Source organism: Streptomyces sp. R818, from assembly GCF_056172735.1.
In genome coordinates, this window is sequence record NZ_JAOCNE010000001.1 from 429919 (window position 1) to 452295 (window position 22377).

Here is a 22377-nt window from a genome sequence, read left to right on the forward strand (position 1 = left end):
GTTGCAAAATTCCAGTGACTCTGTTTTTCTGAGGCGCATGGCAGTCATCAGCGCGTCCGGCCTCGCCCGGACCTTCCAGACCAAGCGGGGCCCGGTGGAGGCCGTCCGCGGGATCGACCTGCGCGTCGCCCCCGGCGAGATCCTCGGCTTCCTCGGGCCGAACGGCGCGGGCAAGACCACCACCCTGCGGATGCTCACGACCCTGCTCGCGCCGACGGGTGGCGCGGCCACCGTCGCGGGCTGCGACCTCACGACCGACCCGGCCGGGGTCCGGCGCGCGGTGGGCTACGTGGCCCAGTCCGGCGGCGTCGACCCGACCGTCTCCGTGCGGGAGGAGCTGGTCACGCAGGGCCGCCTGTACCGGCTGACGAAGGCTCAGGCGAAGGAGCGGGCGGACGAACTGGCGGCGGACCTCGGCCTCACCGAGCTGATGGACCGCAGGACGGCCGCGCTCTCCGGCGGCCAGCGCCGCCGCCTCGACATCGCGATGGGGCTCACCCACCGGCCGCACGTGCTGTTCCTCGACGAGCCGACGACCGGGCTCGACCCCGGCAGCCGCGCCGACCTGTGGGACCTGGTGCGCAGGCTGCGCGCCGCGCACGGCACGACCGTCTTCCTCACCACCCACTACCTCGATGAGGCCGACGCGCTCGCCGACCGGATCGTCGTCGTGGACCAGGGCGTGGTCGCCGCCGAGGGCACGCCGGGCGCGCTCAAGCTCCGGTACGGCGGCTCCGTCGACGCGACGCTCCAGGACACCTTTCTGGCCATCACCGGGCGGGCTCCCGCGCCGGTGGACGCGGCCCCGGTGGCGGTGTGACCGCGATGGGAACCCTGGCCTCGGACACGTTCCTGATCTTCGGGCGGTACGCCCGGCAGACCCTCTCCTCCCGCTTCCAGATGCTCTTCGGCGTCCTCATGCCCCTGCTCTACCTGCTGTTCTTCGGCCCGCTTCTGACCGATCTGCCGCTCAGCCCGGACGCCGACTCCTGGCAGGTCCTGGTCCCTGGGCTGCTGCTCCAGCTCGGCCTGTTCGGCGCCGCGTTCGCGGGCTTCGGAGTCCTCCTGGAGAAGAACTCCGGCATTCTGGAGCGGATGCGCGTCACGCCGGTCAGCCGGCTCGCGCTGCTGCTCGGCCGGGTCCTGCGGGACACGCTGCTCTTCCTGTTCCAGGCCGTGCTGCTCGTGCTCGCCGCGCTGGTGATGGGCCTGCGGGCGCCGCTCGCCGGCATCCTGATCGGCTTCGGCTTCACGGCGCTCCTGACCGTGTCCCTCGCGTCGCTGTCGTACGCGCTCGCCGCGAAGGTCACCAAGCCGCAGGAGTTCGGCCCGGTCGTCAACGCGGTCACCATGCCCTCGATGCTGCTGTCGGGGCTGATGCTGCCGATGGCGCTCGCGCCGGGCTGGCTGGACGCGCTCTCGCACGTCATGCCGGTGCGCTATCTGGTGGACGCGGTCAGGGACGCGTACGTCGGCCAGTACGCGACGGCGCACATGCTGTACGGGACCGTGGCCGCACTCGCCTTCGCCGCGCTCTCGGTGACAGTGGGCACACGCGCCTTCTGCCGGACGAACGGCTAGCTAGGCTGGCCGGATGGTCAATCTGACGCGCATCTACACCCGTACCGGAGACAAGGGCACCACCGCCCTCGGCGACATGAGCCGCACCGCCAAGACCGATCTGCGGATCTCGGCGTACGCGGACGCCAACGAGGCCAACGCCGTGCTCGGCACCGCCATCGCGCTCGGCGGCCTCGACGAGGAGGTCGTCAAGGTCCTCACCCGCGTCCAGAACGACCTCTTCGACGTCGGCGCCGACCTGTCGACGCCGGTCGTCGAGAACCCCGAGTACCCGCCGCTGCGCGTCGAGCAGTTCTACGTCGACAAGCTGGAGGCGGACTGCGACCGCTTCAACGCCGAGCTGGAGAAGCTCCGCTCCTTCATCCTCCCCGGCGGCACGGCGGGCGCGGCGCTCCTGCATCAGGCGTGCACGGTGGTGCGCCGCGCCGAGCGCTCCACGTGGGCGGCGCTCGAAGCGCACGGCGAGACCATGAACCCCTTGACGGCCACTTACCTCAACCGCCTCTCCGACCTCCTGTTCATCCTGGCGCGGATCGCGAACAAGGAGGTCGGGGACGTGCTGTGGGTGCCGGGCGGTGAGCGTTAGGCCGTGCCCGCCGGCGCCTTCTTCGGGAACACCGTGTAGCTCACCGCGATGATCACGTTGATGGCGATCACGAACAGCATCCTCTGCTGCCAGGCTTCGAGGGAGCTGGTCGAGCCGTCGTCGCCGACGTACCAGATCGCGCCTTGCAGCAGCCCCATGGCGATCAGTGCGGCCAGGGTCCACAGGGCGGCCACACGCCACTCGTGCAGGGCGCGCGCGGTGCCGTACTTCGGGGTCGACGGGGGCGGGCCGCCCGCGAAGCGGTGGGCCACGCGGACGTCGACCCACTTGATCGTGTAGTGGCCGAGGGCGATGGAGTAGCCGATGTAGACGGCGGCGAGGCCGTGCTTCCAGTCGGGCTCGGCGCCGTTCTTCAGGTCGACGGCGGTGACGACCAGCAGCAGCACTTCGAGGAGCGGCTCGCACAGCAGCACGGCGACGCTCGCGCGCGGCATCCGCGCCCAGTAGCGCAGCGCGAGACCGGCGGCCAGCAGCACCCAGAAGCCGACCTCGCAGATGATGATCAGGGTGACGATCACGGCGAACTCCTCTCGTCCTCCCCTCAAGCCTCGCCCCGCCACGGCCCGTGATCGTCGTCGCCGGTGACGAAGTACGACTGCATCCTTCGATGTAGCGACCGGCCGCTCCGCTTCGTCCCCGCGTCCCATGCCGAGCCCGCGCCCTGCGTGTTGGATGGGGGTCATGCACCTGCCGCAGCCCCGCCCGCACCGCGACGACGTCCGTATCGCCGCGGTGGGCCTGCTCGGCGGGCTGGCGCTGTGGGGCATCGGGCTCGGGATGAACCCCGGACGGCTGCTGAACGGCTCGTGGCTGCTGATCCCGCTCGTCCTGATGTCCGCCCTGGAGCTGCTGCGCCGGACGCGCCCGCAGTTCGCGGTGGTGGCGGGCACGCTCGTCCTGGTCGCGGACCAGTTCACGCAGGGCAGCCTGGCGACGGTGCTGATGTTCACCGACCTGATGTACGCGGCCGCGCTCTACGGCACCCCGGCCATGGCCCGCCGCCTGCCCGTCTCCACCGGCCTGGTCACCGTGGCCGCCACGCTCGGCTTCCTGGCCTGGTGGCGCGAGCCGGAGGCGGTCCTGGTGGGCGTGGCGACCGGGCTCGTCGCGTTCGGTCCCGCGGCGACCGGCGTCCTCGTCCGCAACCACCGCGACCGCGCCGCCGAGGAGCGCCTTCGCGCCGAACAGACCGCACTGCTCGCCGAGATGGACCGGGCGCAGGCGGTCACGGCGGAGCGCGCGCGGATGGCCCGCGAGCTGCACGACATGGTGGCCAACCACCTCTCGGCCATCGCCATCCACTCCACGGCCGCGCTCTCCATCAACGAGCCCGCCACCACCCGCACCGCCCTGGAGACGATCCGCGAGAACAGCGTCGACGGGCTGGCCGAAATGCGCCGCCTCATCGGCATCCTGCGCGACTCCAGCGGTGACACGGGACCCGCCGCCGCACCCACCCTCGACGGACTCGGCGCCCTCGTCGAGCAGTCCCGTACGAACGGGCTGGACGTCGCCCTCACCCTGACCGGCTCGACCGAGGACCTGCCCGCCCCCGTCGAGCTCGCCGCCTACCGCATCGTCCAGGAGTCCCTCACCAACGCCCTCAAGCACGCCGCGAAAGGCCAGGTCACGGTCGTCGTCGAGCGCCGCGGCGACGAGCGCGTCGAGGTGTGCGTGAGCAGCCCGTACGGGGACCGGGACGGCCCGCGCGCGCCCGGTTCCGGCGCCGGGCTCGTCGGCATGCGCGAACGTACGGCGCTGCTCGGCGGCGCGTTCGACGCGGGCCCCGAAGGCCGCTCCGACGGGGGCAAGATCTGGCGGGTGAGAGCCGTGCTGCCGCTGGAGAACCCCGCGAACCCCGCCCCCGAAGGAGAGCCCGCGTGATCCGCGTACTCGTCGCCGAGGACCAGACGGCCGTGCGCGCCGGGCTCGTCCTCATCCTGAACAGCGCCCCCGACATCGAGGTCGTCGGGGAGGCGGCGGACGGCGAGGAGGCCGTGGAGCGGGCCCGCGAACTCCGTCCCACCGTGGTGCTCATGGACGTACAGATGCCGCGCCTGGACGGTGTCTCGGCCACGCGCGCGGTGGTCGGTGAAGGGCTGGCGGACGTGCTCGTCCTGACCACCTTCGACCACGACGAGTACGTCTTCGGGGCGCTGCGCGCGGGCGCGGCCGGGTTCCTGCTGAAGAACACCGACGCGAAGGACCTGATCGAGGGCGTGCGGACCGTGGCGCGCGGCGAGGGGCTGATCGCGCCCGCGGTGACCCGCCGGCTCATCGCGGAGTTCGCGACGGGCGCCGCGCGGGCGGAACCGCCCGCCGCTCCCCCGGAGCTGGAGACCCTCACGCGGCGCGAGCGCGAGGTGCTCGGGCGGCTCGGCGAAGGGCTGTCGAACGCGGAGATCGCGGCGCGTCTCGACATGGCGGAGGCCACCGTGAAGACGCACGTCAGCCGCTTGCTGGGAAAACTGGGGCTGCGGAGCCGGGTGCAAGCCGCCGTGCTCGCGCAGGAGTTGGGTCTGTAGAGGTTTAGACGCTGCTCAGCAGGTTGGCCGAAACCTGTAATTGGTTTAGACCTTGACCGCTGGTCCAGACCTTTCTATTCTCGCCGCACTGCGGTGAGCACACCCCCCACTTCCGGTGCTCACGGGCGTCGCAGGGTTCCGTCCCCCGTCATAGCGAACCCAGGAACACCCGAGGAGCCAGCAATGCGCTCAAGTGACGTACCCCGACGAAGACTTCGGCACCGCACCACCGCGGTCCTGGCCACCATGCTGCTGCCGGCGGCCGGTCTGGTCGCCCTCGCCACCCCGTCCCAGGCCGCCGCCGAGGCGAGCGCGGTCACCGCCACGTTCGCCAAGACCCAGGACTGGGGCAGCGGCTTCGAGGGCAAGTGGACCATCAAGAACTCCGGCACCACGAGCCTCAGTTCGTGGACCGTCGAGTGGGACTACCCCTCCGGCACGAAGGTGACCTCGGCGTGGGACGCCACCGTCACCAACTCCGCCAACCACTGGACCGCCAAGAACCTCTCCTGGAACGGGACACTCGCCCCCGGCGCCTCCATCTCCTTCGGGTTCAACGGCTCCGGCACCGGCGCCCCCACCGGCTGCAAGCTCAACGGCGGCTCCTGTGACGGCGGCGACGTGCCCGGCGACGCGGCACCCTCCGCGCCCGGCACCCCGACCGCCTCCGGCATCACCGACACCTCGGTCAAGCTCTCCTGGTCGGCCGCCACCGACGACAAGGGCGTCAAGAACTACGACGTCCTGCGCGACGGCGCCAAGGTCGCCACGGTGACCGGCACCAGCTACACCGACAGCGGCCTCACCGCGGGCACCGACTACTCGTACACGGTCCAGGCGCGCGACACCGCCGACCAGACGGGCCCGGTCTCCGGCGCCGTGAAGGTCCACACCACTGGCGGCGGCACCGACCCGGGCAACCCCGGCACCGGCGACAAGGTCAAGCTCGGGTACTTCACCGACTGGGGCGTCTACGGCCGCCAGTACTACCCGAAGAATCTGGAGACCTCCGGCTCCGCCGCGAAGATCACGCACATCAACTACGCCTTCGGCAACGTCCAGGGCGGCAAGTGCACCATGGGCGACGCCTACGCCGACACGGACATGGCCTACACCGCGGCCAACTCCGTCTCCGGCCAGGCCGACACCTGGGACCAGCCGCTGCGCGGCGCCTTCAACCAGCTCCGCCAGTTGAAGGCCAAGCACCCGAACCTGAAGATCCTGTGGTCCTTCGGCGGCTGGACCTGGTCCGGCGGCTTCGGTGAGGCCGCGAAGAACCCGGCCGCGTTCGCCGAGTCCTGCTACAACCTCGTCGAGGACCCGCGCTGGGCCGATGTCTTCGACGGCATCGACATCGACTGGGAGTACCCGAACGCCTGCGGCCTGACCTGTGACACCTCCGGGCCCAACGCGCTGAAGGGGCTCACCTCGGCCCTGCGCGCCAAGTTCGGCACGAAGAACCTGGTCACCGCCGCGATCACCGCCGACGGCTCGGCCGGCGGCAAGATCGAGAAGACCGACTACGCAGGCGCGGCCCAGTCCCTCGACTGGTACAACGTCATGACGTACGACTTCTTCGGCGCCTGGGAGGCCAAGGGCCCGACGGCCCCGCACTCCCCGCTCACCTCGTACTCGGGCATCCCGCAGCAGGGCTTCACCTCCGCGGACGCCATCGCCAAGCTGAAGGCGCAGGGCACCCCCGCGTCGAAGCTGCTGCTCGGCATCGGCTTCTACGGGCGCGGCTGGACCGGCGTCACGCAGGACGCGCCGGGCGGCACCGCCACGGGTCCGGCCGCCGGCACGTACGAGCAGGGCATCGAGGACTACAAGGTCCTCAAGACCAAGTGCCCCTCGAACGGCACGATCGCCGGTACGGCGTACGCCCACTGCGGGTCCGACTGGTGGTCCTACGACACCCCGGCGACGATCAACTCGAAGATGAGCTGGGCGAAGTCGCAGGGTCTGGGCGGGGCGTTCTTCTGGGAGTTCTCGGGAGACACGACGAACGGTGAGCTGGTCAGCGCGATCGACTCCGGCCTGAAGTAGTCGGCCGGGGTTCACAAAGACTGAAGCCGGGCTGGTGGGAACGCCCCCTACCAGCTCGGCTTCTTCCATGCTCACGTCACGGGGCGCTGCCCCGGACCCCGCTGCCTCTCGTTCGAAGAGCGGGGCTTGAATTACTCAGGCCACGTTCACTCGCTGGCCGGGCGGCGCCGCCTCCAGCCACGCCAGGAAACCGGTCAGCGCGTCCTCGCTCATCGCGAGCTCAAGCCGGGTCCCCCGGTGCACACAGGCGAGAACGATGGCGTCGGAGAGGAGCGCGAGCTCCTCCTCGCCCTCCGGGGCGCGGCGGCCGGTGACCTCGATGGCGGCCCGCTCCAGGATCCGCTTGGGGCGCGGGGCGTACGAGAAGACGCGGAACCACTCGATCCGGTCGCCGTTGTAGCGGGCGATGCCGTAGCCCCAGCCCTTGCCGGAGGTGTCCTCGGCGTCGGGGCCCGGCGCGTCCCACCGCAGGGAGCAGTCGAACGTGCCGCCCGAGCGCTGGATCAGCCGGCGCCGCAGTCCGAAGACAAAGAGCCCCAGCAGTACGAGTACGACGACCGCGACTACGCACAGCACGAGAACGAGGACCATCTGCACCGACCTCCTCGCTTCTCGACAGATCCAAACGCCAGATAACGGAACAGCAAAAACGGGTGTAGATGCCCTCAGCCGCGACCCGGTCCGGAGAGCGTATCTCCGGTCCGGGCCGCGGCTGAGTCGCGTCTACGGGTGCGCTGGGATCAGCGCGCCGCCACCGCGCGCAGGCGGACGTCCGCGCGACGCTCGGCGGAGGCATCGCCCTCCGCCTTCGCGCGCTCGAGCTCCCGCTCCGCACGCTGGACATCGATCTCGTCCGACAGCTCGGCGATCTCGGCCAGCAGCGACAGCTTGTTGTCCGCGAACGAGAGGAAACCGCCGTGGACAGCTGCCACGACCGTTCCGCCCTCGCTGGTGCGGATGGTCACCGGGCCCGACTCCAGCACACCGAGCAGCGGCTGGTGACCGGGCATGACGCCGATGTCGCCGGACGTGGTACGCGCGACGACCAGGGTGGCCTCGCCGGACCAGACACTGCGGTCCGCGGCGACGAGCTCGACGTGCAGCTCAGCAGCCAAGGTGGGCTCCTCGGGTCACCACCCGGCGTTGCTGCCGGGTGTTGGGTCAAAGTCTAGTGGGCGTCGCGGGAGGGCCGGGTACGGACCCGGCCCTCTCGCGGACTACGGGGTCAGGAGACGCCGAGGTCCTTGGCGTTGGCCTTGAGGTCCTCGATGCCACCGCAGAGGAAGAACGCCTGCTCCGGGAAGTGGTCGTACTCACCGTCGATGATCGCGTTGAAGGCCGCGATCGACTCGTCCAGCGGGACGTCCGACCCGTCGACGCCGGTGAACTGCTTGGCGACGTGGGTGTTCTGGGACAGGAAGCGCTCCACGCGACGGGCGCGGTGGACAGTGAGCTTGTCCTCCTCGCCGAGCTCGTCGATACCGAGGATCGCGATGATGTCCTGGAGGTCCTTGTACTTCTGCAGGACGTTCTTCACGCGCATCGCGGTGTTGTAGTGGTCCGCCGCGATGTACCGCGGGTCGAGGATGCGGGACGTCGAGTCCAGCGGGTCCACGGCCGGGTAGATGCCCTTCTCCGAGATCGGACGGGAGAGCACCGTCGTCGCGTCGAGGTGGGCGAAGGTGGTGGCCGGGGCCGGGTCGGTCAGGTCGTCCGCGGGCACGTAGATCGCCTGCATGGACGTGATCGAGTGGCCACGGGTCGACGTGATGCGCTCCTGGAGGAGCCCCATCTCGTCGGCCAGGTTCGGCTGGTAACCCACGGCGGACGGCATACGGCCGAGCAGCGTGGAGACCTCGGAACCGGCCTGCGTGAAGCGGAAGATGTTGTCGATGAAGAACAGCACGTCCTGCTTCTGCACATCGCGGAAGTACTCCGCCATGGTCAGACCCGCGAGGGCCACGCGCAGACGGGTGCCCGGCGGCTCGTCCATCTGACCGAAGACAAGCGCCGTCTTGTCGATGACGCCGGACTCGGCCATCTCCTCGATGAGGTCGTTGCCCTCACGAGTGCGCTCACCGACACCGGCGAACACGGAGACACCGTCGTGGTTGTTGGCGACGCGGTAGATCATCTCCTGGATGAGCACCGTCTTGCCGACGCCGGCACCGCCGAACAGGCCGATCTTTCCACCCTTGACGTACGGGGTGAGAAGGTCGATGACCTTGACGCCGGTCTCGAACATCTCGGTCTTCGACTCGAGCTCGTCGAAGTTCGGCGCCTTGCGGTGGATGCCCCAGCGCTCACCGGTGTACTGCTCGTCGACGTTCAGGACCTCGCCGAGGGTGTTGAACACCTTGCCCTTGGTGAAGTCGCCGACCGGCACCGAGATGGAGGAGCCGGTGTCGACCACCGTGGCCTGGCGGACCAGACCGTCGGTGGGCTGCATCGAGATCGCGCGGACCAGGCCGTCACCCAGGTGCTGGGCGACTTCCAGGGTCAGCGTCTTCTTCGCGCCGTCCTGCGCCGGGTCGGCGACCTCGACGTGCAGGGCGTTGTAGATGTCCGGCATCGCGTCGACGGGGAACTCCACGTCGACGACCGGGCCGATGACCCGGGCGACGCGGCCCGTGGCAGCGGCCGTCTCAACAGTGGTCGTCATTACTTGTCACTCCCCGCGGTCGCGTCGGCCAGGGCTGCAGAGCCACCGACGATCTCGCTGATTTCCTGGGTGATTTCGGCCTGGCGGGCCGCGTTGGCAAGTCGGGAGAGCGTGTTGATCAAGTCTCCCGCGTTGTCGGTCGCCGACTTCATCGCGCGGCGCGTGGCGGCGTGCTTGGAGGCAGCCGACTGGAGCATCGCGTTGTAGATACGGCTCTCGACGTAGCGCGGCAGCAGGGCGTCGAGGACGTCCTCCGCCGACGGCTCGAAGTCGTACAGCGGGAGGATCTCGTCGCCCTTCGACGACGACTCCTGCGCCACCTCTTCGAGGCTGAGCGGCAGCAGGCGGCTGTCGACCGCCGTCTGCGTCATCATCGAGACGAACTCGGTGAAGACGATGTGGAGTTCGTCCACGCCACCCTCGGCCGTGTCCTTCTCGATGGCCTCGATCAGCGGGCCCGCCACCGTCTTGGCGTCCGCGTACGTGGGCTCATCGGTGAAACCCGACCACGACTCCACGACCTTGCGCTCGCGGAAGTTGTAGTGGGCCAGACCACGGCGGCCGACGATGTACGTGTCGACCTCCTTGCCCTCGGCCTGGAGCCGCTCCGTCAGCTGCTCCGCGGCCTTGATCGCGTTGGAGTTGAAGGCGCCGGCCAGACCGCGGTCGCTCGTGAGGAGCAGCACCGCGGAACGGGTCGCCGTCTCCGCCTCGGTGGTCAGCGGGTGCTTGGTGTTCGAACCAGTGCCGACCGCCGTGACCGCGCGCGTGAGCTCGGTCGCGTACGGCGTGGAGGCCGCCACCTTGCGCTGCGCCTTGACGACACGCGAGGCGGCGATCATCTCCATCGCCTTGGTGATCTTCTTGGTCGCCGTGACGGATCGGATGCGACGCTTGTAGACCCGGAGCTGGGCTCCCATGAGTCAGGTCCCTTCCGTCGTCACTTGCCGGCGGCGGCCGGGGCGTCCTCGCCGAGAAGCTTCCCGTCCGAGGTCTCGAACTGCTTCTTGAACTCCGCGATGGCGTCGGCGACGGCCGTGAGGGTGTCGTCCGACATCTTGCCGCCCTCCTTGATGGAGGTCATGAGGCCCTGCTCCTTGCGGTGCAGGTACTCGAGGAGCTCCTTCTCGAAGCGGCGCACGTCGGCGACCGGCACGTCGTCCATCTTGCCGGTGGTACCGGCCCACACGGAGACGACCTGGTCCTCGGTCGGCATCGGCTGGTACTGAGCCTGCTTCAGCAGCTCGACCAGGCGCTGACCGCGCTCCAGCTGCGCCTTCGACGCGGCGTCCAGGTCGGATCCGAAGGCGGCGAACGCCTCCAGCTCGCGGTACTGGGCCAGGTCCAGACGCAGACGGCCGGAGACCTGCTTCATCGCCTTGTGCTGCGCGGAACCACCGACTCGGGAGACGGAGATACCGACGTTCAGCGCGGGGCGCTGACCGGCGTTGAACAGGTCCGACTCCAGGAAGCACTGGCCGTCGGTGATGGAGATGACGTTGGTCGGGATGAACGCGGAGACGTCGTTGGCCTTCGTCTCGACGATCGGCAGACCCGTCATCGAACCGGCGCCCAGGTCGTCCGAGAGCTTCGCGCAGCGCTCAAGCAGACGCGAGTGCAGGTAGAAGACGTCACCCGGGTAGGCCTCGCGCCCCGGCGGGCGGCGGAGCAGCAGGGACACGGCGCGGTAGGCGTCGGCCTGCTTCGAGAGGTCGTCGAAGATGATGAGGACATGCTTGCCCTCGTACATCCACTGCTGGCCGATGGCCGAACCGGTGTACGGCGCCAGGTACTTGAAGCCGGCCGGGTCGGACGCCGGGGCGGCGACGATGGTCGTGTACTCGAGCGCGCCGGCCTCTTCGAGGGCACCGCGCACGGAGGCGATGGTGGAGCCCTTCTGACCGATGGCGACGTAGACGCAGCGGACCTGCTTCTTCGGGTCGCCCGAGCGCCAGTTGTCACGCTGGTTGATGATCGTGTCGACGGCCAGGGCGGTCTTGCCGGTCTGGCGGTCGCCGATGACCAGCTGACGCTGGCCACGGCCGATCGGGGTCATCGCGTCGACGGCCTTGTAGCCGGTCTCCATCGGCTCGTGCACCGACTTGCGCTGCATGACCGTGGGGGCCTGCAGCTCGAGGGCGCGGCGGCCGGACGTCTCGATGTCGCCGAGGCCGTCGACCGGGTTGCCGAGCGGGTCGACGACGCGACCCAGGTAGCCCTCGCCAACGGCGACGGAGAGCACCTCACCGGTGCGGTGCACCGGCTGGCCCTCCTCGATGCCGCTGAACTCGCCGAGGACGACCGCACCGATCTCGCGCTCCTCGAGGTTGAGGGCGAGACCCAGGGTGCCGTCCTCGAACTTCAGCAGCTCGTTGGCCATGGCCGAGGGGAGACCCTCCACCTTGGCAATGCCGTCGCCGGCCACGGTGACCGTACCGACCTCCTCGCGCGAGGCCGCGTCCGGCTTGTACGCCTGGACAAAGTTCTCCAGCGCGTCCCGGATCTCCTCCGGCCGGATCGTGAGCTCCGCCATCTGGGTTCCCTGCTCTCCTTGTTGGGCCCGAAGTGTTCTTGGGGGGTCTGGGGTCAGCCCCCAGGAATCCTCTGCACGGCCCAACTAGGGCCGTAGGTAGTACGTGGTGAGTGCGGTCAGCCGGCCATACGGCGGCTGGCCTCCTCGATGCGGTCCGCGATGGAGCCGTTGATGACCTCGTCGCCCACCTGCACCTTGATCCCGCCGAGGACCGTGGGGTCCACGTCCAGGTTCAGGTGCATCTGGCGGCCGTAGAGCTTCGCCAGGGACTGGCCCAGGCGCTGCTTCTGCTGGTCGCTCAGCGGGACCGCCGTGGTGACGACGGCCACCATGCGCTCCCGGCGCTCGGCGGCGAGCTTGGAGAGGGACTCGAGTCCCGCTTCCAGGCTACGTCCCCGCGGCACGGTCACAAGACGCTCGACGAGGCGCTCGGTGGTGGGCCGTGCCCGGCCGCCGAGCAGCTCCTTGACGAGTCCGCCGCGGGCGGCGGCCGACGCGGTGCGGTCCGTGAGCGCGGAGCGGAGCGCGGCGTTCGAGCCGACGATCCGGTCGAACCGGAACAGCTCGTCCTCGACGTTGTCGAGGTCACCGCTCTTCTGCGCCGCGGTCAGGTCCGCGGTGTTCGCCAGCTCCTCCAGGGAGTCGACCAGGTCACGCGAGGACGACCACCGGGAGCGGACCAGGCCGGCCACCAGGTCGACGGCCTCGCCGCTGACCTGACCGCCGAGCAGTCGGCCCGCAAGCTCGGCCTTGGCGTCGCCGGCCTGCGACGGGTCGGTGAGGACCCGGCGCAGCGACACCTCGCGGTCGAGCAGCGCGGTGACCGCGGCCAGGTCGCCGGCGAGCGCCGTGACGTCGACCGACGTGTTGTCGGTCAGCGCGTCCAGACGCTCACGCGCGGCGACGAGGGCCTCGCGGCTCGCTCCGTGCACGGTCATCGAGCAGCCTCTGCCTTCGTCGCGGCGTCGTCGAGCCCGTCGAGGAAGCGGTCGATCGTGCGCGACTGCCGGGCGTGGTCCTCGAGGGACTCGCCGACGAGCTTGCCGGCCAGGTCGGTGGCCAGCTGGCCGACGTCCTGACGCAGCGCCTGAGCGGCGGCCTTGCGGTCGGCCTCGATCTGCGCGTGACCGGCGGCGATGATCTCCTCACGCTGCCGCTGGCCTTCCGCGCGCATCTCGGCGATGAGCGTGGCGCCCTGCTCCTGCGCCTCCTGGCGCAGCCGCGCGGCCTCGTGCCGGGCCTCGGCGAGCTGAGCCTTGTACTGCTCGAGGACGCTCTGGGCTTCGGTCTGAGCGGCCTCGGCCTTCTCGATACCGCCTTCGATGGCCTCGCGACGCTCTTCCAGAACCTTGTTGATGTTCGGGAGGAGCTTCTTGGCGAGGAAGCCGAAGACGATGACGAAGGCGATCAGGCCGATGACAAGCTCGGGGATCGGCGGGACGAGGGGATTCTCCATCTCCTCGGCCGCGATCGTGAGCAGCTGGCTCATTTCAGTGCCTTTCGTCTAGTCGGCGGTTCGTAAGTCCGCGAATTACTTGCCGTAGACGAACGGCATGACCAGACCGATCAGGGCGAGCGCCTCACAGAAGGCGAAGCCGAGGATCTGGTTGGCGCGGATGAGGCCGGCCGCCTCGGGCTGACGGGCCAGGGCCTGCGTGCCGTTACCGAAGATGATGCCGACGCCGACGCCGGGGCCGATGGCAGCGAGGCCGTAACCGATGGAGCCGAGCGAACCGGAAACAGCGGCAAGGGTCTGGGACATGCCAGTTCTTCCTTTTCTGTGCGAACCGGTGGGGGTTGGCCACCGGACGTCTGAGGGGGTGTGGGTGAGGGGCACTCAGTGGTGCTCGGCGAGCGCGCCCTGGATGTAGGTGCACGTCAGCAGGACGAACACGTAAGCCTGAAGTGCCTGGATGAACAGCTCGAACGCGGTCATCACCAGGGTCATGATGAAGCTGACGCCGGCGTAGGCGATGCCGATGCCGTTCAGCAGGTACCAGCTGGCGATCGTGAAGAGCAGCAGCAGGGTGTGACCGGCGAACATGTTGGCGAAGAGTCGCACGGCGTGCGTGAAGGGGCGGACCAGCAGGTTCGAGAAGAACTCGATGACCATGGCCAGCGGCAGAACCGGGCCCAGCGACTTGTCGTAGCCGGTGACGTTCTTGAAGAAGCCGACGAACCCGTGGCGCTTGAACGTCAGCGACACCCAGAGGATGTAGACGATTACGGCGAGTACGGCCGGGTAGGCGATGATCGACGTGACCGGGAACTGGGCGACCGGGATGATCGACCAGAGGTTCATCATCCAGACGAAGAAGAACAGCGAGACGATGAGCGGTACGTACTTCTCGCCCTCCTTCTTGCCGATCGTCTCGTAGACGACGCCGCGCCGGATGAAGTCGTAACCCGCCTCCGCGACCATCTGCAGCTTGCCGGGGACCATCTTCGGCTTGCCGAAGGCGGCCCAGAAGAAGCCGACGATGATGAGCGAGCCGAGCAGCGCCAGCAGCATCGGCTTGTTGAAGTACATGTTGCTGTCCGCGTCGCCCCACAGGGGTTCGAACAGGAACGAGTGCAGGCCGGGAGCCGGGAAGCCACACCCATCAAAAAGGTGGCAGTCGGTCTCGAAGGCGAGCACCTGCGTCGGGTCAGCACTCACCGCGGGCTCCTTCAGCGTGGCGCATAGGTACGGCAACCTCGTTGTGTCGGCGCGGCGCGCAGCCGCGGTTCGGCACGGGACTGGTGGTTCGGATGTGGGGGCGGCGGTCGGGCATCGAGCCTCGCGCTACAGCAGGCGTCAGCTCAGTTGCCCGCGCCCGCGATGCCGCAGTTGGCACCGGACGATAGCAGGGTCGTGAACCCCCACTTATCCCGCCCCTACGCTTCACGACTTCGGCCCCGTCTTCTCGGGCTTCTCGCCCTTCTGGGAGTCGGGCTCGACGTAAAGGATCTTGGCCTTCATGTGGGCGCGCGTCTGAGCGCCGATCCACGCGAGGGTCGAGACGACGAGGGCGATCGCGAAGGCCCTCGGGTTGAACAGCGTCGTGTCCTTGAAGAGGGCCATGAAGACGACCATCAGCAGCAACTGGGCCGCGTAGAGCATCAGGCCCATCATCTGGAACAGGTGCGGAAGAGATTTGGCGGTGCGCTCGAGGACGAAGAGCCCGAGCCCCATGAAGACGATCGCCACCAGCGTTCCGACGAGCGCGCCGAGGGCCCCCTTGCCGCCCGCGACCACGGCGCTGACCACGATGGTGATCACGCCGACGGCAGCCGGGGGTACGGCAATTTTCAGAAGGGTCCGTGCGTCGTTGGACGGCATGGCGGCAGCTCCGCTTATTGATGGGGGCAGGGTGTCGTCATGGACGAGCGTAGTCCGGGGCCGAGTGAGAGATTCGGGCCAAGGGACCGTCGCACTACGGTCTTTCGGCTCTATCCCCGGGTTTCGTGAACGGTATCACAAACTATTTGATGCGGTCTTTACCTAGGACGTGTGCCAACCGTCACACGTGAGAGGGAACCTGCGCGTCTGTGCGCCCGGGAAGGCAACTCATCCTGTATTGAGCGACTTTGTGGCCCGTTGCCAGGCACCCACCACCCGAACGATCGCCCTCACGTTGACGCCCCCGGGATCCTCAGGGATCCCGGGGGCGTCAGGCAGAACTCGCTCAGCAGGTGACGACCTTGTCCCAGTCGGCCCACGGCTGGGTCGACGAGAGCAGGGCCGTCTTGTCCTTCTTCACGGCCGTGCAGGACGAGTCGTAGCCGTACTTGAAGATGCCCTTGAGCTTCTTCGTGCCGGAGCACTTGTTGGTGACCTTGAAGGTCTTGTACCCCTCGTCCTGGCGGGTCTTCTTCACCTTGACGCAGCTGGGGGCGGCCCCCTGGGCGCTGACGGCCCCCGCGGCAACGGTCTGCGTCTGGGGAGCGGCCACGGCCGCGGTCCCCAACGAACCGCTGAACGCCACGACAGCGACGCCGAGCACAGCAAATCTACGCATGGATCATCCTCTGCTCATGAATGAGTGAGGAGGGTGCCGCCCTGGTCAGGAGCGGCGCGTTCCCCCTATGACGTGAACATTCCTAACACAGGACGATCACGCAGGGCACCCGGTTTTGATCACAGAGCCACGGCCGCGCCCCGTGCTCAGCTGTAGCTCTTGTCCTTGCTGCGGTCCGTGAAGCGCGAGCGAGCGCCGATGGCTGTCGCTCCGTTGATCCCCGCGGGGACCGGAGTGCGGTCCTCGTCCTCGGCCGGTGCGTCGCAGGAGGCCTCAGGGGCCCCGCTCGCGGCCGTACGGCGTCGATAGCGCGGCGGTACCACCCGCTGGGCCCACACGGGGACGCGTGGGGTGAAGCGGGGCAGGAGGAGGAGGATCAGGCCGACGAAGCTGAGGGCGACGATCGTCAGGACGACCCACATTCCGGATGCGGAGTGGACGGAGTAGGCGACCGCGCCGAAGGCGATGAGCGCCGACCAGAAGTACATGATCAGGACCGCGCGGCTGTGGGAGTGGCCGATCTCGAGCAGGCGGTGGTGGAGGTGGCCTCGGTCGGCGGCGAACGGCGACTGGCCGTTCCAGGTGCGGCGCACGATGGCGAGGACGAGGTCCGCGAACGGAATCGCGATGATCGTCAGCGGCATCACCAGCGGGATGAAGACCGGGAGCATCGCGTGCGTGGTGTCACGGGTGGAGCCGCCGAGGTTCAGCTTGAGCGCGTCCGGGTCGATCTGGCCGGTCATGGAGATCGCGCCCGCTGCCAGGACAAGGCCGATCAGCATCGAGCCGGAGTCGCCCATGAAGATGCGGGCCGGATGCATGTTGTGCGGCAGGAAGCCCAGGCACATGCCGATCAGGATCGCCGCGAAGAGCGTGGCCGGGGCCGCGGCCTCGATGCCGTAGCCGTACCAGATGCGGTACGCGTACAGGAAGAACGCCGCCGCCGCGATGCAGACCATGCCCGCCGCGAGCCCGTCGAGGCCGTCGACGAAGTTCACCGCGTTGATCGTGATGACCACCAGGGCGACGGTCAGGAGCGTGCCCTGCCACTGCGTCAGGCCGACCGTGCCGACGCCCGGGATCGGCAGCCACAGGATCGTCAGACCCTGCATCACCATGACGCCCGCGGCGATCATCTGGCCGCCGAGCTTGATCAGCGCGTCGATCTCGAACTTGTCGTCCAGGACACCGATCAGCCAGATCAGCGCGGCCCCGGAGAGCAGCGCCCGCGGCTCGTTCGACGAGTCGAAGACCTTGTCCAGATTGGTGAGGTGGTCGGCGACGAGCAGGCCCGCGCACAGGCCGAAGAACATGGCGATACCGCCGAGCCGCGGCGTGGGCTCCCGGTGCACGTCACGCGCCCGGATCTCCGGCATCGCGCCGGCCACGATCGCGAACTTCCGCACCGGGCCTGTGAGCAGATAGGTCACCGCGGCCGTGATGCAGAGCGTCAGCAGGTATTCACGCACGGGCTTCCCCACAGGTATCGCTGGCCATCTCAGCCCCACACCCTAGTCTCGCGTGCTTAGTGGTGGGGACTTCCGGGTAGCGACGATGGTTGCACGAGTTACCGTACGGTCACGCCACGGTGGCCCGCCACGGACGGTTTCGGCCCTCCGGCCGCCCGTCACCGGGGCGCGTACGGCGGGAAGAGCGCGGTCAGTGCACGGACCTCGCCGCGCACCGCGCCCGCGTCGAGATCACCGCGTACGACGCCCGTGAGAAGTTCCGCGATCCGTGCCATCTCCGCCTCGCCCATGCCCTGCGTGGTCACCGCGGCGGTGCCAAGGCGCAGCCCCCGGCCGTCCCCGTGCGGCAGTGCGCAGATGTCCAGGACCATTCCGGCCGAGGCCAGACGGCCGCGGGCCATCTGGCCCAGTACGCCCAGCGGCGCCGGGTCCAGCGTCACGAGGTGGGTGTCCGTACCCCCGGTGGTCACGGCGAAGCCCTGGGCCGCCAGCGCCCCGGCCAGCGCCTTCGCGTTGGCGACGACCTGATGCGCGTACGCGGTGAACGCCGGTGTCGCCGCCTCGCCGAACGCGACGGCCTTCGCGGCAATCGTGTGCATCTGCGCGCCGCCCTGCGTGAACGGGAAGACGGCCCGGTCCACCCGGTCGGCGAGCTCGGCGCGGCACAGCAGCATGCCGCCGCGCGGGCCCCGCAGCACCTTGTGCGTGGTGGCGCAGACGATGTCGGCGTACGGGACCGGGTTCGGGGCCGCTCCCCCGGCGACGAGCCCGATGGGGTGCGCGGCGTCCGCGACGAGGCTCGCGCCCACGTCGTCGGCGATGGCGCGGAACGCCGCGTAGTCGATGTGGCGCGGATAGGAGATCGAGCCGCACACGATGACCTTGGGGCGGTGGGCGCGGGCCGCGTGGTGCACCTGGTCGTAGTCGATGAGGCCGCTCTCGGGGTCGACCCCGTACGGCGCGAAGTCGAACCAGCGGCCGGAGAAATTGGCCGGGGAGCCGTGCGTGAGGTGGCCGCCGGACGGGAGGCCCATCGCCAGGACGGTGTCGCCGGGGCGCAGCAGGACCGCGTACGCGGCGAGGACGGCGGAGGAGCCGGAATGGGCCTGCACGTTGGCGTGCTCGGCGCCGAACAGGGCCCTCGCGCGTTCGATCGCCAGGCGTTCGGCCATGTCGACGAGTTCGCAGCCGCCGTGGTGGCGGGCGCCGGGGTAGCCCTCCGCGTACTTGTTGGCCAGGGGCGAGCCGAGTGCCTCGAGGACTGCCTGGCTGACGAAGTTCTCTGCGGCGATGAGCTGGAGGGAGTCGGCCTGGCGGGTCGCCTCGCCGGCGAGCAGTTCGGCCAGTTCGGGGTCTTGACGCGTTAGCTCCGCCAGGGGTGCGGGTCCTGTCGTGACCGGCATTTTCGGCTCCGGGCCTTTGAGTGGGAGAGGTGCTACCCAATGTAGGTCCGGAGGGCTCAGGGCGCCTGGGCTCGCCGTCACGGGGCTCCGCCCCGGACCCCGCTCCTCAAACGCCGGAGGGGCTGGATTTGCCCGTCAGTGCCGCCACCACCGGGTCCAGCGCCTCGCTGATCTCCCCTCCCACCGAGCGGAAGAACGGCAGGGGCGCCCCGTACGGGTCGTACACCTCGTCCGCCTCGACGCTCGGGGCCAGGAGCCAGCCGCGCAGGGCCGCCGCCGCGCGGACCAGGGAGCGGGCGCGTTCGACGACGCCGCCCGCCTTGGTGTCGAGGGGGTCGGGCAGGGTGGCCGGGTCTATGGCCTGGACGAGCCGGGTGAACTCCTTCAGCGTGAAGGTGCGCAGGCCCGCGCTGTGGCCCATGGAGATGACCTGGGCGCGGTGGTCGCGGGTCGCCGTGAGGACGAGGTCGGCTCTTATGACGTGGTCGTCGAGGAGCTCGCGGCCGACGAAGCCGGAGGCGTCCGCGCCGAGCTCGGCGAGGACCTGTTCGGCGTTGGCCTCCATCGGGGCGCCCTCGTGGCCCCAGGTGCCCGCGCTCTCCACGATGAGACCGCCGGCGAGCGGGTCGCCGAGCCGGTCCGCGAGGGCGTGCCGGGTCAGCCGCTCGGTGATCGGGGAGCGGCACACGTTGCCGGTGCTGACGTGGAGGATGCGGAAGGAGTCGCCGGGAAGCGCGAGCGGCGCTCCGTAGTCGGTGCCTATGCCACGCCCCGTCTCAGGGGCTGTCAATTCGCCACCTCGAGGTCGGGTACGACCTTGCGCAGCTCGTCGGCGGTGAGGGCGCCGGCCCGCAGCAGCACCGGGACCTTGCCGGTGACGTCGACGATTGAGGAGGGGACGATGCCGGGGGTGGGGCCGCCGTCGAGGTAGACGGAGACGGAGTCGCCGAGCATCTCCTGCGCGGCGTCGCAGTCCTCGGGGGCGCGATGACCGGTGAGGTTGGCGGAGGACACCGCCATCGGGCCCACCTCCGTCAGCAGCTCGATGGCGACCGGGTGCAGCGGCATCCGGACGGCGACGGTGCCCCGGGTCTCCCCCAGGTCCCACTGGAGGGACGGCTGGTGCTTGGCGACGATCGTCAGGGCGCCCGGCCAGAACGCGTCGACCAGCTCCCAGGCCATCTCGGAGAAGTCCGTGACGAGGCCGTGCAGCGTGTTCGGGGAGCCGATGAGGACCGGGCTCGGCATGTTGCGGCCGCGCCCCTTGGCCTCCAGGAGGTCGCCGACGGCCTCGGCGGTGAACGCGTCGGCACCGATCCCGTAGACGGTGTCGGTGGGCAGCACGACGAGTTCGCCGCGGCGGACGGCGGACGCGGCTTCGCGCAGACCGGTCGCGCGGTCGGTCGCGTCATTGGTGTCGTAACGCCGTGCCATTTAGCGGGCCTCCTGCTCGAATGCCTGTACTGCGGTGGTGGGGAAGTCGGAGAAGTCGGAGAAGTCAGAGGTGGTCACGGCATCGCCTTGCGGGCGGTCGCGAACCTCGGGCGGTTGTTGAGGTCGGGGTGGTCGGCGGCGTCCGCCCAGCCCCGCTCCTCGGTGAAGATCCACGGCACGAGGCCGCCCTGGGTGTCGGCGTGCTCGATGACGACGACGCCGCCGGGGCGCAGGAGCCGGTGGGCGGTGCGTTCGATGCCCCGGATCAGGTCGAGGCCGTCCTCGCCGGAGAACAGCGCCATGTCCGGGTCGTAGTCGCGGGCCTCGGGGGCCACGTACTCCCACTCGGTGAGCGGGATGTACGGCGGGTTGGAGACGACGAGGTCGACCTGGCCGTCGAGGTCGGGGAAGGCCGTCAGGGCGTCTCCCTGGCGCAGGTCGACCCTGGACCCCTCGACGTTCTTCCGCGTCCACTGGAGGGCGTCCTCGGACAGCTCCACGGCGTGCACGCGCGAGCGCGGGACCTCCTGCGCGAGCGCGAGCGCGATGGCGCCGGAGCCGGTGCACAGGTCGACGATGAGCGGTTCGACGACGTCCATCGCCCGTACGGCGTCTATGGCCCACCCGACGACCGACTCGGTCTCCGGGCGCGGCACGAAGACGCCCGGTCCGACCTGGAGCTCCAGGTAGCGGAAGTAGGCGCGTCCGGTGATGTGCTGGAGCGGTTCGCGTGCCTCGCGGCGCGCGGTCGCCTCCCAGTAGCGGGCGTCGAAGTCGGCGTCCTTGACGGTGTGCAGCTCGCCCCGCTTCACGCCGTGCACGAAGGCGGCGAGCTCCTCCGCGTCGTTGCGCGGCGAGGGCACGCCGGCGTCGGCCAGCCGCCGGGTGGCCTGGGCCACTTCCGCGAGCAGCAGGTTCACGCTGGTCCTCCGGGTCGAACTGTGGACGTACGGGGATACGTACGGGGTGTTACGCGGCGGCGAGCTTCGCCGCCGAGTCCGCGTCGACGCACGCCTGGATCACGGCGTCGAGGTCACCGTCGAGCACCTGGTCCAGGTTGTACGCCTTGAAGCCGACGCGGTGGTCCGAGATGCGGTTCTCCGGGAAGTTGTACGTGCGGATCTTCTCGGAGCGGTCGACGGTGCGGACCTGGCTGCGGCGGGCGTCGGCCGCCTCGGCCTCGGCCTTCTCCTGAGCCGCGGCAAGGAGCCTGGAGCGCAGGATACGCATCGCCTGCTCCTTGTTCTGCAGCTGGCTCTTCTCGTTCTGGCAGGAGGCGACGACGCCGGTCGGGAGGTGCGTGATGCGCACGGCGGAGTCGGTCGTGTTGACGGACTGGCCGCCGGGGCCCGAGGAGCGGTAGACGTCGATGCGGAGATCGTTCATGTTGATCTCGACGTCGACCTCCTCGGCCTCGGGCGTCACGAGGACACCGGCCGCGGAGGTGTGGATACGGCCCTGGGACTCGGTCGCCGGGACGCGCTGCACGCGGTGCACGCCGCCCTCGTACTTCAGGCGGGCCCAGACGCCCTGGCCGGGCTCGGTCGCGCCGTTGCCGCCCTTGGTCTTCACGGCGACCTGGACGTCCTTGTAGCCGCCCAGCTCGGACTCGGTGGCGTCGATGATCTCGGTCTTCCAGCCGACGCGCTCGGCGTAGCGCAGGTACATGCGCAGCAGGTCACCGGCGAACAGGGCGGACTCGTCGCCGCCCGCACCGGCCTTGACCTCCAGGATGACGTCCTTGTCGTCGGACGGGTCGCGGGGCACCAGGAGAAGGCGCAGCTTCTCGGTGATCTCCTCGCGCTGCTTCTCCAGGTCCTTGACCTCGGCGGCGAAGTCCGGGTCGTCGGCGCTCAGCTCGCGCGCGGTCTCGATGTCGTCGCCGGTCTGCTTCCAGGAGCGGTACGTCGCGACGATCGGGGTGAGCTCTGCGTAGCGCTTGTTCAGCTTGCGCGCGTTGGCCTGGTCGGCGTGGACCGAGGGGTCCGCGAGCTTCTGCTCCAGCTCGGCGTGCTCGCCGATGAGGTCCTCGACGGCCTCGAACATCTCCGGCTCCTGCGTGTACGAAGTGGCTGTGTCGCTGCGGACACAAGGGGGGCTGCACCGCAAAGCGCCG

Annotated in this window: 24 protein-coding genes; 6 read left to right on the plus strand and 18 right to left on the minus strand. The window is 69.5% G+C overall.

Going from position 1 to position 22377, the window contains the following annotated elements; genetic code table 11:
• The first annotated feature begins 37 nt into the window (after window positions 1–37).
• The 3 genes from N5I75_RS01835 to N5I75_RS01845 are packed head-to-tail and all read left to right on the plus strand — an operon-like array spanning window position 38 to window position 2167.
• On the plus strand, window positions 38–820 hold the full coding sequence (locus tag N5I75_RS01835; protein WP_476673532.1) for an ABC transporter ATP-binding protein: 783 nt from the start codon (window positions 38–40) through the stop codon (window positions 818–820).
• 5 nt (window positions 821–825) lie between these two features.
• A complete protein-coding gene (locus tag N5I75_RS01840; protein WP_476673855.1) occupies window positions 826–1581 on the plus strand; it encodes an ABC transporter permease in 756 nt (251 codons plus the stop codon).
• A 13-nt stretch (window positions 1582–1594) separates the two neighbouring features.
• Complete coding sequence (locus N5I75_RS01845; RefSeq protein WP_476673534.1) at window positions 1595–2167, plus strand: cob(I)yrinic acid a,c-diamide adenosyltransferase; 573 nt, start codon at window positions 1595–1597, stop codon at window positions 2165–2167.
• On the opposite strand, the gene N5I75_RS01850 is transcribed toward N5I75_RS01845, so the two are convergent.
• Window positions 2164–2706: a hypothetical protein gene (locus N5I75_RS01850; protein WP_476673536.1), complete on the minus strand. Its 543-nt coding sequence runs from the start codon at window positions 2704–2706 to the stop codon at window positions 2164–2166. The two genes, N5I75_RS01845 and N5I75_RS01850, sit on opposite strands and share 4 nt — an antisense overlap.
• A gap of 163 nt (window positions 2707–2869) precedes the next feature.
• Between N5I75_RS01850 and N5I75_RS01855 the strand changes: the two genes are divergently transcribed.
• The 3 genes from N5I75_RS01855 to N5I75_RS01865 all read left to right on the plus strand — a co-directional run bounded on the left by N5I75_RS01855 (window position 2870) and on the right by N5I75_RS01865 (window position 6759).
• Window positions 2870–4072, plus strand: a complete 1203-nt coding sequence (locus N5I75_RS01855) for a sensor histidine kinase (protein WP_476673538.1) — start codon at window positions 2870–2872, stop codon at window positions 4070–4072.
• On the plus strand, window positions 4069–4713 hold the full coding sequence (locus N5I75_RS01860; RefSeq protein WP_476673540.1) for a response regulator: 645 nt from the start codon (window positions 4069–4071) through the stop codon (window positions 4711–4713). The genes N5I75_RS01855 and N5I75_RS01860 overlap by 4 nt, the downstream gene beginning before the upstream one ends.
• A gap of 183 nt (window positions 4714–4896) precedes the next feature.
• Window positions 4897–6759: a glycosyl hydrolase family 18 protein gene (locus N5I75_RS01865; RefSeq protein WP_476673542.1), complete on the plus strand. Its 1863-nt coding sequence runs from the start codon at window positions 4897–4899 to the stop codon at window positions 6757–6759.
• A gap of 135 nt (window positions 6760–6894) precedes the next feature.
• Here N5I75_RS01865 and N5I75_RS01870 read toward each other — a convergent pair whose 3' ends face one another.
• From N5I75_RS01870 to prfA, 17 genes are all read right to left on the minus strand, one after another.
• Entirely contained in the window at window positions 6895–7350 is a 456-nt protein-coding gene (locus tag N5I75_RS01870; RefSeq protein ID WP_476673544.1) for a DUF2550 domain-containing protein, read from the minus strand.
• A gap of 149 nt (window positions 7351–7499) precedes the next feature.
• Window positions 7500–7874 carry a F0F1 ATP synthase subunit epsilon gene (locus tag N5I75_RS01875; protein WP_398199010.1) on the minus strand — a complete coding sequence of 125 codons (375 nt, stop codon included), beginning with the start codon at window positions 7872–7874 and terminating at the stop codon, window positions 7500–7502.
• A gap of 110 nt (window positions 7875–7984) precedes the next feature.
• Window positions 7985–9421 (minus strand): F0F1 ATP synthase subunit beta, encoded by a 1437-nt coding sequence (gene atpD, locus N5I75_RS01880; RefSeq protein ID WP_394430380.1) that lies wholly within the window; start codon window positions 9419–9421, stop codon window positions 7985–7987.
• Window positions 9421–10341: a F0F1 ATP synthase subunit gamma gene (locus N5I75_RS01885; RefSeq protein WP_476673547.1), complete on the minus strand. Its 921-nt coding sequence runs from the start codon at window positions 10339–10341 to the stop codon at window positions 9421–9423. Before N5I75_RS01885 ends, atpD begins: the two co-directional genes overlap by 1 nt.
• Window positions 10342–10361: 20 nt before the next feature.
• Window positions 10362–11954, minus strand: coding sequence for a F0F1 ATP synthase subunit alpha (atpA, locus tag N5I75_RS01890; RefSeq protein ID WP_394430384.1), 1593 nt, complete (start codon window positions 11952–11954; stop codon window positions 10362–10364).
• Window positions 11955–12070: 116 nt separating this feature from the next.
• Window positions 12071–12886: a F0F1 ATP synthase subunit delta gene (locus N5I75_RS01895; RefSeq protein WP_476673857.1), complete on the minus strand. Its 816-nt coding sequence runs from the start codon at window positions 12884–12886 to the stop codon at window positions 12071–12073.
• A gap of 2 nt (window positions 12887–12888) precedes the next feature.
• A complete protein-coding gene (locus N5I75_RS01900) occupies window positions 12889–13443 on the minus strand; it encodes a F0F1 ATP synthase subunit B (RefSeq protein WP_394430386.1) in 555 nt (184 codons plus the stop codon).
• Between the two features lie 42 nt (window positions 13444–13485).
• The gene (gene atpE, locus N5I75_RS01905; protein WP_024884520.1) at window positions 13486–13716 is read right to left on the minus strand and encodes an ATP synthase F0 subunit C; all 231 of its coding nucleotides are present in this window, start codon (window positions 13714–13716) and stop codon (window positions 13486–13488) included.
• A gap of 75 nt (window positions 13717–13791) precedes the next feature.
• Complete coding sequence (gene atpB, locus N5I75_RS01910; RefSeq protein ID WP_476673551.1) at window positions 13792–14613, minus strand: F0F1 ATP synthase subunit A; 822 nt, start codon at window positions 14611–14613, stop codon at window positions 13792–13794.
• Between the two features lie 225 nt (window positions 14614–14838).
• The gene (locus N5I75_RS01915) at window positions 14839–15276 is read right to left on the minus strand and encodes a hypothetical protein (protein ID WP_476673553.1); all 438 of its coding nucleotides are present in this window, start codon (window positions 15274–15276) and stop codon (window positions 14839–14841) included.
• Between the two features lie 346 nt (window positions 15277–15622).
• Window positions 15623–15955, minus strand: a complete 333-nt coding sequence (locus tag N5I75_RS01920) for a hypothetical protein (RefSeq protein ID WP_476673555.1) — start codon at window positions 15953–15955, stop codon at window positions 15623–15625.
• Between the two features lie 146 nt (window positions 15956–16101).
• Window positions 16102–17424, minus strand: a complete 1323-nt coding sequence (locus N5I75_RS01925; protein ID WP_476673557.1) for an MraY family glycosyltransferase — start codon at window positions 17422–17424, stop codon at window positions 16102–16104.
• A 158-nt stretch (window positions 17425–17582) separates the two neighbouring features.
• Window positions 17583–18827 (minus strand): serine hydroxymethyltransferase, encoded by a 1245-nt coding sequence (locus tag N5I75_RS01930; RefSeq protein WP_476673559.1) that lies wholly within the window; start codon window positions 18825–18827, stop codon window positions 17583–17585.
• A gap of 106 nt (window positions 18828–18933) precedes the next feature.
• Complete coding sequence (locus N5I75_RS01935) at window positions 18934–19617, minus strand: arsenate reductase/protein-tyrosine-phosphatase family protein (RefSeq protein WP_476673561.1); 684 nt, start codon at window positions 19615–19617, stop codon at window positions 18934–18936.
• On the minus strand, window positions 19614–20261 hold the full coding sequence (locus N5I75_RS01940) for an L-threonylcarbamoyladenylate synthase (protein WP_398198979.1): 648 nt from the start codon (window positions 20259–20261) through the stop codon (window positions 19614–19616). Before N5I75_RS01940 ends, N5I75_RS01935 begins: the two co-directional genes overlap by 4 nt.
• A 74-nt stretch (window positions 20262–20335) precedes the next feature.
• The gene (gene prmC, locus N5I75_RS01945; RefSeq protein ID WP_394430398.1) at window positions 20336–21181 is read right to left on the minus strand and encodes a peptide chain release factor N(5)-glutamine methyltransferase; all 846 of its coding nucleotides are present in this window, start codon (window positions 21179–21181) and stop codon (window positions 20336–20338) included.
• Between the two features lie 49 nt (window positions 21182–21230).
• Window positions 21231–22307, minus strand: a complete 1077-nt coding sequence (prfA, locus tag N5I75_RS01950) for a peptide chain release factor 1 (RefSeq protein WP_476673564.1) — start codon at window positions 22305–22307, stop codon at window positions 21231–21233.
• Between the last annotated feature and the right edge of the window lie 70 nt (window positions 22308–22377).